The sequence below is a fragment of the Novosphingobium pokkalii genome (assembly GCF_014652855.1).
In the GTDB taxonomy this organism is placed as follows: Bacteria; Pseudomonadota; Alphaproteobacteria; order Sphingomonadales; family Sphingomonadaceae; genus Novosphingobium; species Novosphingobium pokkalii.
Genome location: NZ_BMZP01000002.1, coordinates 68,364 through 80,330, shown reverse-complemented (window position 1 = coordinate 80,330; position 11,967 = coordinate 68,364). Strand labels below are relative to the sequence as shown.

Here is an 11,967-nt window from a genome sequence, read left to right as displayed (position 1 = left end):
CGGGGGAGGGGGACCGCCCGCGCAGCGGGTGGTGGAGGGGGCAGGCTCCAACGCCCCCGAATCAGGTTGCCAAACCGGGGCGGCCTCGTTAAGGGCCGCGCCTTCAATCCGCGCGGAATCACGATCCGGCCTGGCCACGTAGGGCTGCCACGGCAGGAACACCGCGCAGAACAAGGAGACGAAAATGCCCAAGCTCAAGACCAAGAGCGGCGTGAAGAAGCGCTTCAAGCTCACCGCGACCGGCAAGGTCAAGCACGGCGTGGCCGGCAAGCGCCACCGCCTGATCAGCCACAACGCCAAGTACATCCGCCAGAACCGCGGCACCGACGTGATCTCCGACGCTGACGCGAAGGTGATCAAGAAGTGGGCGCCCTACGGGCTGAACTGAGGAGGCTGATCCATGTCCCGTATCAAGCGCGGCACGACCACGCGTGCCAAGCACAAGCGCATTCTCGACCAGGCCAAGGGTTACCGCGGCCGTCGCAAGAATACGATCCGCGTTGCCCGCCAAGCCGTTGAAAAGGCTGGCCAGTACGCTTACCGCGACCGCAAGGTCAAGAAGCGCACTTTCCGCGCCCTTTGGATCCAGCGCATCAACGCCGCGGTTCGCGCCGAAGGCCTGACCTATTCGCAGTTCATCCACGGCACCAAGCTGGCCGGCATCGAACTCGATCGCAAGGCCATGGCGGACCTCGCCATGAACGAAGGTGGCGTGTTCGCGGCCGTGATCGCCCAGGCCAAGGCTGCCCTCCCGGCCGCCTGATCGCCCGAACGCGATACAGTTCAAAAAGGCGCTCGCCCTCACCGGGGCGGGCGCCTTTTCTGTTGGGGGTTGTCTTTGACATGCCCTCCCCCCGACCCCCTCCCGCATACGGGAGGGGGAGCCAAAACAAAGCCCCTCCCGTATGCGGGAGGGGTTGGGGGAGGGCATGTTGCGTTGCTGCACCATCTTCCCTTCCGCCCCGCAAAGCGCTAGCGGCAGGCGCGATGGAACAGCTAGATCAACAGCAGGCCGAAACCCTCGGCGCCATTGCGGCGGCCACCACGCTCGAAGCCGTGGAGGCGATCCGCGTGTCCGCGCTGGGCAAGCAGGGCTGGGTTTCCGCCCTGCTCAAGACCATGGGCCAGATGAGCCCGGACGAGCGCCAGGTCAAAGGCCCGCAGATCCACAGCCTTCGCGAGGCGGTGACCACGGCGCTGGCCGATCGCAAGGCCGCGCTGGAAAGCGCTGCCCTCGAAGCGCGCCTTGCGGCCGAAGCGGTGGACTTGTCGCTGCCTGCGCCCGAAGCGCCGCGCGGATCGGTCCACCCGGTCAGCCAGGTGATGGACGAGCTGGCCGAAATCTTTGCCGACATGGGCTTTGCCGTGGCCAGTGGCCCGGAAATCGAAGACGACTGGCACAATTTCACCGCGCTCAACATGCCCGAAACGCATCCGGCGCGCGCCATGCACGACACGTTCTATTTCCCGGACAAGGATGCGGAAGGGCGCGACATGCTGCTGCGCACGCATACCTCGCCGGTGCAGATCCGCGCGATGTTGAAGCAGGGCGCGCCCTTGCGCATCATCGCCCCGGGCCGCGTCTACCGCTCTGACAGCGACGCCACGCACACCCCGATGTTCCACCAGATCGAAGGCCTGGTGATCGACAAGGGCATTCACCTGGGCCACCTCAAGTGGACGCTGGAAACCTTCCTCAAGGCGTTCTTCGAGCGCGACGATATCGTCCTGCGCCTGCGCCCCAGCTATTTCCCGTTCACCGAACCCTCGGTGGAAGTGGACGTGGGCTATACCCTGGTGAACGGCAAGCGCGTGGTCGGCGGCAGCGGCGATGCGCCGGGCGGCGGCTGGATGGAAGTGCTCGGCTCGGGCATGGTCAACCGCAAGGTGATCGAATTCGGTGGGCTCGATCCTGATGAATGGCAGGGCTTTGCCTTTGGCACCGGCGTCGATCGCCTGGCCATGCTCAAGTATGGCCTGGATGACTTGCGCGCGTTCTTCGATGGCGATGCCCGCTGGCTGGGCCATTATGGTTTCGGGGCGCTCGACGTGCCCACCCTTTCCGGCGGTGTTGGAGTGAAGCCGTGAAGTTTTCCCTTTCGTGGCTCAAGGCCCTGCTCGATACGCAAGCGAGCGCCACCGAGATTGCCGAAAAGCTCACCAGCCTGGGCCTGGAAATCGAAAGCGTGACCGATGCTTCGGCCGCGCTCAAGCAGTTCCGTGTCGCGCGCGTGCTCACGGCGGACAAGCATCCGCAGGCAGACAAGCTCCAGGTGCTCAGCGTCGATCTGGGTGACGGTCAGCCGCTCCAGGTGGTCTGCGGCGCGCCCAATGCGCGCGCAGGCCTGGTCGGCGTGCTCGGGCTGCCGGGCGCGGTGGTGCCGGCCAATGGCATGGAACTGCGCAAGAGCGCGATCCGTGGCGTCGAATCCAACGGCATGATGTGCTCCACCCGCGAACTCGGCCTGGGTGAAGAGCACGATGGCATCATCGAACTGCCCGAAGACACCGCGCTGGGCCAGTCGTTTGCCGACTATATCGGCTCCGACCCGGTGTTCGACGTGGCGATCACCCCCAACCGCCCCGATTGCATGGGCGTTTATGGCATTGCCCGCGATCTCGCGGCGGCCGGTATCGGCACCCTGCGCGCGCTCGACGTGGCGCCGGTGGCGGGCGAAGGCCGGTGCCCGGTGGACATCCGCATCGAGGACGCGGAAGGCTGCCCGGCCTTTTACGGCCGCGTGATCAAGGGCGTGCAGAACGGCCCCTCGCCGCAATGGCTGCAAGACCGGCTCAAGGCCGCTGGCCAGCGCCCGATCTCGGCGCTGGTGGACATCACCAACTATGTCATGCTCGGCTATGGCCGCCCGGCCCATGCCTATGACCTCGCCCGCCTGACCGGCGCGGTCACCGCGCGAAAGGCCCGCGAGGGCGAAACCGTCCTGGCGCTCAACGGCAAGGAATACGCGCTCGCGCCGTTCATGACCGTGATTGCCGACGACGCCGGCGTGCACGACATCGGCGGGATCATGGGCGGCGAGCATTCCGGCTGCACCGACCAGACCACCGACGTGCTGCTCGAAGTCGCCTATTTCGATCCGGCGCATATCGCCCGCACCGGCCAGGCCCTGGCGCTGGCCAGCGACGCGCGCGGGCGGTTCGAGCGCGGGGTGGACCCTGCGTTCCTCGACACCGGCATGGATCTCCTGACCGCGCTGGTGCTGGAGATCTGCGGCGGCACGGCGAGCGAAGTGGTGCGCGTGGGCACGCCGCCGCTGGCGCAGCGCGCGATCGCCTATGACCCGGCGCTGGCCGGGCGGCTCGGCGGCATTGCCGTGGCGCAGAGCGAGCAGAAGCGCATCCTCACCGCGCTGGGCTTTGCCGTGGATGAAGACTGGACCGTCACTGTGCCGACCTGGCGCCCGGACATTGCCGGCGCGCCCGATCTGGTGGAGGAAGTGATCCGCGTGCATGGCCTCGATGCCGTGCCCTCCACGCCGCTGCCCCGCGCCGATGGCGTGGCGCGGCCCACGGCTACCCCGGTGCAACTGCTCGAACGCCGCCTGCGCCGCGCGGCTGCTGCGCGCGGGCTGCACGAGGCGGTGACCTGGTCGTTCCTGCCCACCGCCCAGGCCGAACACTTTGCCGATGGGCAGTTCGTGTGGACCCTGGCCAATCCGATTTCGGAAGACCTCAAGGCCATGCGCCCGTCGCTCCTGCCCGGCCTGCTGGCGGCCGTGCGCCGCAACCTCGATCGCGGCGCAACCGCCGTGCGCCTGTTCGAGATCGGCCGCCGCTATCTGCGCGCCGATGATGGCAGCAGCGACGAACGCTTGAGCCTTGCCGTGGTGCTGGCCGGCGAGCGCACCCCGCGCGGCTGGGCCAGCGGCAAGGCGCAAGCCTTCGACGCTTTCGATGCCAAGGCCGAGGCGCTCGCGCTGCTGGGTGAGGCCGGTGCGCCGGTGGACAACCTGCAAGTGATGGGCGAGGCGGGCAGCCAGTTCCATCCCGGCCAGTCGGCCATGCTGCGCCTCGGGCCCAAGCAGGTGCTGGCGCGCTTCGGCATGGTCCATCCTGCCACGGCCAAGGCCTTTGGCCTCGAAGGCCCGGTGGCGGTGGTCGAGCTGTTCCTTGACCGTATCCCGGCCAGGAAGGCCGCGCCAGGCTTTGCCCGCCCGCACTTCGCGCCGCCCGCGCTCCAGGCGGTGACGCGCGATTTCGCGTTCCTGGTCGATGCCAAGGTGCCGGCCGGCGACCTGCTGCGCGCGGTCAAGGGCGCCGACAAGGCCAGCATCGTGGCCGCCCGCGTGTTCGACGATTTCCGTGGCCAGGGCGTGCCGGAAGGGCACAAGAGCCTCGCCATCGAAGTGACGCTGCAACCGGGCGACAAGAGCTTCGACGAAGCCGCGCTCAAGGCGATCTCCGACAAGATCGTCGCGGCGGCGGCCAAGCAGGGCGGCACCCTGCGCGGCTGAGCGCAGCGCAGGCGCTTCTTCGGCAGGCTCGGCCCGAACGGCGCGTGGGGGGATCGTCCGCTCACGCCGTTCGGGCCGTGCCCGGCAAAAGCTGACGTCATGCCGCGCGCATTTTGACGTCATCCCACCCATGCCCTATGGGCCGCGCTTGATCCAAGGCGCGGGGCGAATCTCTTTCATGGCTAGACGCAGGAATACGGCGCTGCGGCGCGCTCTGGCGGCGTTGCTGCTGGCGGCGCTGGTGGGCGCGGGCCTGCTGTGGTGGCAATCGCGGGTGTGGCGGCCAGATCACCAGCGCTTCCCGGTCCAGGGGGCCTGGGCCGACGTGCACGATGCCCCGGTCGACTGGCGCCTGCTCAAGGGCGATGGCGCCGATTTCGTCTATCTGACGGCCAGCGAAGGCCCGCAGCGCCGCGACGATGCCTTTACCGATAGCCTCGACCAGGCGCGCACTGCCGGGCTCCAGGTCGGCGCGGTCCATGTCTATGACCTGTGCGCGCCAGGCGATGCCCAGGCGGCCAATTTCGTCACCATGGTCCCGCGCGAGGACAGCCTGCTGCCGCCCGCCGTCGCGCTCGATATCGATTCGCGGTCCTGCCCCACGCCGCCGACCGAAGCCGCGCTGCAAAGCGAGCTGACCACGTTCCTCAACCAGGTAGAGATGCACGCCGGGAAGCCTGCCATCCTGATGCTCTCGCGCGGGATCGAAAGCCGCTATCACCTGGCGGCGGTGATCGACCGCAACATCTGGGTGCGGCAGGACTATATCGAGCCTGGCTATGCCGGGCGCCCCTTCGTGATGTGGACCGCCACCGACCGCTACCACGGCAAGGCCGCGCCCGGCCCGCTGCGCTGGGTGGTGGTGCAACCTTGATGGACAAGAAGATGATGCCCGATTCTGCGCCCGACGAAGCCACCCGCACCGCGCTGATCGCCAAGGCCCGCGCCGCGCGCGACACCGCCTATGCCCCTTATTCGCGCTTCACCGTCGGCGCGGCGCTGCTGTTCGGCGATGGCAGCGTGGTCACCGGCTGCAACGTGGAAAACGCCAGCTATGGCCTTTCGCTCTGTGCCGAAACCGTGGCTTGCGCCAATGCCGCCCATGCCGGGCAGCGCGGCGGGCTGATTGCCGTGGCAGTGGCCGGCGGCCCGGAAGGGGTGGACGGCGATCCGATCACCCCGTGCGGCCGCTGCCGCCAGGTGCTGCACGAGCAGGCCGCGCTGGGCGGCACCGATCCGCTGGTGCTGAGCGCCGGGGGCGATGGCGTGGTTATTGAAGAACGCCTGTCATTCCTGCTACCGCGCGCGTTCGGGCCGGCCCACCTGGGCTGATCGGCCTGCCTTTCCGCCAAACAAAAGGACCGGCCTTGGCCATTCTCTCCGACAAGTGGATCCGCAACAAGGCGCTCACCGAAGGCATGATCGAGCCTTTCGTGGAGACCCAGCGCCGCGAAGGCTGCATCAGCTATGGCCTCTCGTCCTATGGCTATGACGCGCGCGTGGCCGACGAGTTCAAGATCTTCACCAATGTCGATTCGGCCGTGGTCGATCCCAAGGATTTCGCCAGCAACTCGTTCGTCGATCGCCAGACCGACGTCTGCGTGATCCCGCCCAACTCGTTCGCCCTGGCGCGCACGGTGGAATATTTCCGCGTCCCGCGCGATGTGCTGGTGATCTGCCTCGGCAAGTCCACCTATGCCCGCTGCGGCATCATCGTGAACGTCACGCCGCTCGAACCCGGCTGGGAAGGGCACGTGACGCTGGAATTCTCCAACACCACGCCGCTGCCCGCGCGCATCTATGCCAACGAGGGCGCGTGCCAGTTCCTGTTCCTGCAAGGCAACGAACCGTGCGAGACCAGCTATGCCGATCGCGCCGGCAAGTACATGGGCCAGCGCGGCGTGACCCTGCCGCGCCTGTAACGGCTCTGCCGCAAGGAACCTAACCGGGCCTGCCGCCATTGTTGCCGCATGACCTCTTGCGAGGACGGGGGCTGGACAATGGCATGGAAAGGTATGCCCATGAACACCATCGCGGCCTTGGCAGGGCGTATCCTGCTGTCGCTTCTCTTCATCATCTCGGGCTTGGGCAAGCTGTTCGACGTGAGCAGCGCGCAAGCGGCGCTGGCTGGCGTCGGCCTCTCGCCCGATCTGGCGCTGCCGACCGGCCTGTTCGAACTGATTGGCGGCCTGGCGCTGATGTTCGGCGTGGCCACGCGCATCTTCGCGGTGCTGCTGGCCGGCTTCACGCTGCTGACCATCCTGTTCTTCCACCACAACCTGCTCGATCACACCCAGGTGGTGGAAGCGCTCAAGAACCTCGCCATTGCCGGTGGCCTGCTGGCGCTGTTCGCCCATCGCCAGGTGGCGTGGAGCTATGACGGTCTGCGCGCCCGCCGCGATCGCGAAAGCGCCGCGCGCGACGCGGAAATGCGCGCCGCCCGCGCCGAAGGCCGGGCGGAGGCACTGGCCGAAACGCCCGCCACGCGCGTGGAAACCGTCACCGACGTGGACGGCAATCCGACCGGCACGGTCGCCGTCGCCCGCCGCCGCTGGTGGCAGGTATAAGGGCGGATCAGGGCCGCTGCCGCAGCGCCGCCACGCAGGCGGCGCGGTCCACCTCGCGCCCGTCGCCCCGCCGCGCATCGACATAAGTTGCGGTGGGGCGCCCGCCGGCTTGCGGCGGGTAGAGGTAGACATCGAGAATGCACGCGGTGCCGCTCCATTGCAGCTTGCGCGCATCCTCTTCCTTGATGTCGAGCCGGGGCGCGCCGAACTGGCGCACCAGCGCATCGCCATCCGCACCGATCACGCCTTCGAGCCCTGGCGCCACCTGGATGGTCGGCGCCGGGCGTGGTTGCGGGGCGGGCAGGCGGGACGGGGGCCGTGTGGCAGGCGGTCGGCTCGCAGGAGGTCGGCGTGGCGCCGGCAAGCGCCCTGGCCCCTTGCCGCTCGGCACTGCGCCATTGCATCCCGCCAGCAGGGCCGCGCCCAGCATCGCTGCCATTAGCCCGCGCCAGCCGCCAGGCAGCGACACGGCGCAAGACGGCAATCGGTCGGGCATCGGGCGGGCGGGCATCAAGGCGGGGCGCAGCATCGCGCGGTGATGGCGTGCCCGCGCCCGCGATGCAAGCGGGCGTATGCGGCCTTGCGGCGGGCCGACGCTGCGGGTAGGCGGCAAGGTCATTGCCTTCCCCATTCGTTGCGAAAGAGACCATGGCCGAAATCTCCGCCACCCCTGCGCCTGCCGCGCGCCGTTATGATGTGATTGCCATCGGCAACGCGATTGTCGACGTCATGGCCCCTGCCGCCGATGACGCCATCGCTGCCCTGGGCCTGGCCAAGGGCGGGATGACGCTGGTGGACGCCGATCGCGCCGCCGCGCTCTATGCCGCGATGGGGCCGGCGCGCGAAATCTCCGGCGGGTCTGCCGCCAACACGCTGGCGGGCCTGGCCGCGCTCGGCGCATCCTGCGCTTTCATCGGCCAGGTGGCGGATGACCAGTTCGGCCGCGTCTTTGCCCACGATATCCGCGCCGGTGGCATTGCCTTCGATACCGCCGCCCGCGCCGGCGATCCGCCCACGGCGCAGTGCCTGATCTTCGTGACCCCCGATGGCCAGCGCACGATGAACACGTTCCTCGGCGCCTCGCAGTTCCTGCCGGCTGCCGCGCTCGACGAAACCGTGATCGCGGCTTCGCGCGTGCTCTACCTGGAAGGCTATCTCTGGGATCCCGAAGAGCCCCGCGCCGCCATGCGCAAGGCGATCACCGCCGCCCGCGCCGCCGGCACGCAAGTGGCCTTCACCCTGTCCGACGCTTTCGTGATTGCGCGCCATGGCGACGATTTCCGCGCACTGATCGCCGACGGGCTGATCGACATCCTCTTTGCCAACGAGCATGAACTGGCCGCGCTGACCGGCCAGGCCGATTTCCACGACGGCATGGCGGCACTGCGCGGCAAGGTGCCGACGCTGGTGGTCACGCGCGGCGAACACGGTGCCCACGCCTGCCACGCGGGCGAGGAAGCCCATGTCAGCGCCCAGCCCATCGCCAAGGTGGTGGACACCACCGGCGCCGGTGACCTGTTTGCCGCCGGCTTCCTCTATGGCCACGTGCGCGGCCTGCCGCTGGCCGAAAGCCTGCGCCTGGGCGCGGTCTGCGCCGCAGAAGTGATCGCCCACTATGGCGCCCGCCCGGAAGCCGATCTCAAGGCGCTGACCGGTATCGCCTGACGCGCAAGCGATCGACGAAAAGGGGGCGCCACCGCTGGGTGTGCGCCCCTTTTTTTGCGCCTGCGCGGCGCGCAGCACAACCCCACCAAGACCAACGGCCCTGTGCAACCTGACGCTGTCGATGTCTGAAAGTGCCCCGCTTGGGCAAACTGGAGCGGGCGAAGGGATTCGAACCACGCCCGCAGCGCTGCTGCGCGGAGGGCCAACACAAGACTCGAGGGTTCCCCTCGGCCTGGCGCCGCCGTGGATTGATAAAGCAATGGGAGAGGCAAACTGGAGCGGGCGAAGGGATTCGAACCCTCGACCCCAACCTTGGCAAGGTTGTGCTCTACCCCTGAGCTACGCCCGCTCGGCGTTTGCGCGGGCCGGATGCCGGCCGTGCAAGGGTCTGAAAACTGGAGCGGGCGAAGGGATTCGAACCCTCGACCCCAACCTTGGCAAGGTTGTGCTCTACCCCTGAGCTACGCCCGCTCTGGCGTTTTCAGTGGGAAGCCACAAGGGCCATCCCGCTGGGGTGAGGCGGGCCAATAACGGGGGTTGGGGAACGGCGCAACAGCAAAGTTGCATTTTTCCCGACATTCCCGCCCCGGCCTGTGGATGCCGCTGTGGATGGCGGGGAAACCGGGCGCGGATTTGCCACCATGGCCTTGCTGCCCCTTGCCGAACCGCCAGGCTTTCCCACATGGTGGCGGCAAGAGGCGCCCGCGCGGCGCCGGGACCGATACGGAAGTGGAGACGCATAGTGGCAAGCCTGGGCCTCAATCTCGACGAACAGAAGGCGGTGGACCGCTTCCGCAAGACTGTCGTCGAACCTTCGATGACCAAGCTCGTCATCCTCGATTTCTGGGCGGAATGGTGCGGCCCGTGCAAGGCGCTGACCCCGGTGCTGGAAAAGGTCGCCGCCGAGTATGCCGACAAGGGCGTGATCCTGGCCAAGGTGAACGTGGACGAGGAACAGTTCATCGCCGCCCAGTTCCAGGTGCGTTCGATCCCCACGGTCTATGCGATGTTCCAGGGCCAGCCGGTGGCAGACCTCACCCCGGCACGCAGCGAATCGCAGTTGAAGCAGTATCTCGACCAGATTCTGGCCCAATTGCCGGTGCAGCCCGGCGCCCTGGGCGAGGAAGCGCCGCAGGACGTGGCGCCGCTGCTGGCCATGGGCGAGGAAATCCTGGCCGAAGGCGATGGCGAGCGCGCGGCCAGCGTGTTTGCCCAGATCGTGGAAATCGCGCCCGACAATGCCGCCGCCCATGCCGGCCTCGTCCGCGCGCTGCTGCTTGCCGGGCGCCGCGAGGAAGCTGCCGCCGTGCTCGACGCGCTCGATCCCAAGCTGGCCGCCGATCATGCGCTGGACCAGGCCCGCGCCGCGCTGGCCCTGGCCGAGGATGCGCCCGAGGAAGGCGAACTGGCCGAGCTGCGTGCCGCCGTCGCCGCCGCGCCGGACGACATGGACGCCCGCCTGGCCCTGGCCAATGGCCTGTTCGCCGCGGGGGACCGCGATGGCGCCGCCGACACGCTGCTGGCCATGGTGGCCACAGACCGCGCATGGAACGAAGGCGCGGCCCGCGCCCGCCTGCTCCAGATCTTCGAGGCGATCGGCCTGGAAGATCCTTGGGTGGCGCGCACCCGCCGCAAGCTTTCCACCGTGCTGTTCGGTTGATCGCGATGGGTGGCGCGATCGGCACGGTCAGGCTTTCGCTCTTTCCGCTTTCGGGCGCGCTGCTCTTTCCCGGCCTGCAACTGCCGCTGCATATCTTCGAGCCGCGCTATCGGGCCATGGTGTCAGACGCGCTGGCGCGTGACCGGCGCATCGCGATGATCCAGCCCCAGGCGCCCAGCGAAGGCGCGCCGCTGTTCCAGGTGGGCTGCGTGGGCAAGATCGAGGATGTCGAGGCGCTGGAAGACGGGCGCTACAACATCGTGCTCTCGGGCATCGCCCGCTTTCGCGTGCTGCGCGAGCTGGACGCCAAGACCCCGTTCCGCCAGGTCGAGGCCGAACTGCTGCACGACGATCTGGACGAAGCCCTGAGCGCCGTGGAGCGCGCCGGCTTCGAGCGCGAGGCCCGCAGCTTTGCCGATGCCCAGGGCTATGCCGTGGATTGGGACTCGGTAGCGCGGCTGGACGACCAGTCGCTGATCAACGGCGTTTCGCAGATCGCCCCGTTCGACGTGGCGGCCAAGCAGGCCTTGCTGGAAGCGCCCAACCTCGCCGCGCGCTGTGAATTGCTGATCCAGTTGATGCAGTTCTTCGGCCGCCGCGATTCCGACGATGGCGCGGTCACTCTGCAATAGGCCGATGGACGAGAGCGCCACGCCACATCATGCCGCACTTGCGAAGAGTGCGCGCTCTGGCCATACCCTGCGGGCATGACCCAGCCTGATCTTGTCACCATCGCCTCCGAAACCTTGACCGCGGCGATCAATCCGCACGGCGCGGAGCTGTGGTCGCTGACCGATCGGGCCGGGCAGCAATGGATGACCGATGCCGATCCGGCGTTCTGGAGCGGCCACGCCCCGCTGCTGTTTCCCGTGGTGGGCTCGCTGGCGGGTGATACGCTGCGCCATGATGGCCAGGCCTATGCCCTGCCGCGCCATGGCTTTGCCCGTCGCCTGGATTTCGCGCTGGTGGCCCACGATGGCGCCACGGCGCATTTCCGGCTGTGCGATTCGGAGCAGACCCGCGCGGTCTATCCCTTTGCCTTCGTGCTCGACATGGCCTTTGCCGTGGAAGGCGCGACCTTGGCGATGACCGCGACGGTGACCAACCCGGGCAATGAAACGCTGCCGTTCAGTTTCGGCTATCATCCCGCCTTTGCCTGGCCCTTGCCGGGCAGCACGGACAAGCACGCGCATCGGTTGGTCTTCACCAAGGACGAGCCGGGCGCCATCGCGCGGGTCGACAAGCAGACCGGGCTCGTGCTCGAACGCCGCTATGCCACGCCGGTGCGCGGGCGCATCCTGCCGCTGCGCGAACAGCTTTTCACCAATGATGCGGTGATCTGGACCGATCTGGCCAGCCGCGCACTGACTTATGGCGTGGAAGGCGGCCCGGCGCTGGACGTGGCGTTCCCCGACACCGCGATGCTGGGCCTGTGGCAAGTGCCGGGCGCCAACTATATCTGCATCGAGCCGTGGGCGGGCCATGCCGATCCGCAAGGGTTTGCCGGCGACATTGCCGAGAAGCCGGGCATCGTGCTGCTGGCACCGGGGCAGAGCCGCAGCTTCCGCATGGACGTGACCGTTCGCGGCGGCTAGAGGCG

General features: G+C 68.2%; 13 protein-coding genes and 2 tRNA genes. 12 read left to right on the top strand and 3 right to left on the bottom strand.

Features of this window, described 5'->3' with window-relative positions; genetic code table 11:
- Positions 1-184 precede the first annotated feature (184 nt).
- From rpmI to IE191_RS02290, 8 genes are all read left to right on the top strand, one after another.
- Positions 185-388 (top strand): 50S ribosomal protein L35, encoded by a 204-nt coding sequence (gene rpmI / locus IE191_RS02325; RefSeq protein ID WP_022676503.1) that lies wholly within the window; start codon positions 185-187, stop codon positions 386-388.
- A gap of 12 nt (positions 389-400) precedes the next feature.
- On the top strand, positions 401-763 hold the full coding sequence (gene rplT / locus IE191_RS02320; protein ID WP_022676504.1) for a 50S ribosomal protein L20: 363 nt from the start codon (positions 401-403) through the stop codon (positions 761-763).
- 224 nt (positions 764-987) lie between these two features.
- Positions 988-2,088: a phenylalanine--tRNA ligase subunit alpha gene (gene pheS / locus IE191_RS02315; RefSeq protein WP_191322748.1), complete on the top strand. Its 1,101-nt coding sequence runs from the start codon at positions 988-990 to the stop codon at positions 2,086-2,088.
- The gene (gene pheT, locus IE191_RS02310) at positions 2,085-4,475 is read left to right on the top strand and encodes a phenylalanine--tRNA ligase subunit beta (RefSeq protein ID WP_191322747.1); all 2,391 of its coding nucleotides are present in this window, start codon (positions 2,085-2,087) and stop codon (positions 4,473-4,475) included. The genes pheS and pheT overlap by 4 nt, the downstream gene beginning before the upstream one ends.
- A 178-nt stretch (positions 4,476-4,653) precedes the next feature.
- Entirely contained in the window at positions 4,654-5,349 is a 696-nt protein-coding gene (locus tag IE191_RS02305; RefSeq protein WP_191322746.1) for a glycoside hydrolase family 25 protein, read from the top strand.
- An 11-nt stretch (positions 5,350-5,360) separates the two neighbouring features.
- Positions 5,361-5,807, top strand: a complete 447-nt coding sequence (locus tag IE191_RS02300) for a cytidine deaminase (RefSeq protein ID WP_229815051.1) — start codon at positions 5,361-5,363, stop codon at positions 5,805-5,807.
- A 35-nt stretch (positions 5,808-5,842) separates the two neighbouring features.
- The gene (gene dcd / locus IE191_RS02295; protein WP_191322745.1) at positions 5,843-6,397 is read left to right on the top strand and encodes a dCTP deaminase; all 555 of its coding nucleotides are present in this window, start codon (positions 5,843-5,845) and stop codon (positions 6,395-6,397) included.
- 99 nt (positions 6,398-6,496) lie between these two features.
- Positions 6,497-7,042: a DoxX family protein gene (locus tag IE191_RS02290; protein ID WP_191322744.1), complete on the top strand. Its 546-nt coding sequence runs from the start codon at positions 6,497-6,499 to the stop codon at positions 7,040-7,042.
- 7 nt (positions 7,043-7,049) lie between these two features.
- Here the strand turns inward: IE191_RS02290 and IE191_RS21330 are convergent, their stop codons facing one another.
- Complete coding sequence (locus IE191_RS21330; protein WP_373299216.1) at positions 7,050-7,307, bottom strand: hypothetical protein; 258 nt, start codon at positions 7,305-7,307, stop codon at positions 7,050-7,052.
- Positions 7,308-7,690: 383 nt separating this feature from the next.
- On the opposite strand from IE191_RS21330, the gene IE191_RS02280 reads away from it, so the two are divergent.
- Positions 7,691-8,707, top strand: coding sequence for an adenosine kinase (locus IE191_RS02280; protein WP_191322743.1), 1,017 nt, complete (start codon positions 7,691-7,693; stop codon positions 8,705-8,707).
- Positions 8,708-8,981: 274 nt separating this feature from the next.
- On the opposite strand, the gene IE191_RS02275 is transcribed toward IE191_RS02280, so the two are convergent.
- Positions 8,982-9,056: transfer RNA gene (locus IE191_RS02275), tRNA-Gly, on the bottom strand.
- 47 nt (positions 9,057-9,103) lie between these two features.
- A tRNA-Gly gene (locus tag IE191_RS02270) sits at positions 9,104-9,178 on the bottom strand.
- Positions 9,179-9,458: 280 nt separating this feature from the next.
- On the opposite strand from IE191_RS02270, the gene IE191_RS02265 reads away from it, so the two are divergent.
- The 3 genes from IE191_RS02265 (at position 9,459) to IE191_RS02255 (ending at position 11,962) form a co-directional block, all read left to right on the top strand.
- Positions 9,459-10,367 (top strand): tetratricopeptide repeat protein, encoded by a 909-nt coding sequence (locus IE191_RS02265; protein WP_229815084.1) that lies wholly within the window; start codon positions 9,459-9,461, stop codon positions 10,365-10,367.
- A 5-nt stretch (positions 10,368-10,372) separates the two neighbouring features.
- Positions 10,373-10,999 (top strand): LON peptidase substrate-binding domain-containing protein, encoded by a 627-nt coding sequence (locus IE191_RS02260; RefSeq protein ID WP_191322973.1) that lies wholly within the window; start codon positions 10,373-10,375, stop codon positions 10,997-10,999.
- Between the two features lie 75 nt (positions 11,000-11,074).
- Entirely contained in the window at positions 11,075-11,962 is an 888-nt protein-coding gene (locus IE191_RS02255) for an aldose 1-epimerase family protein (protein WP_191322741.1), read from the top strand.
- Positions 11,963-11,967: the final 5 nt, after the last annotated feature.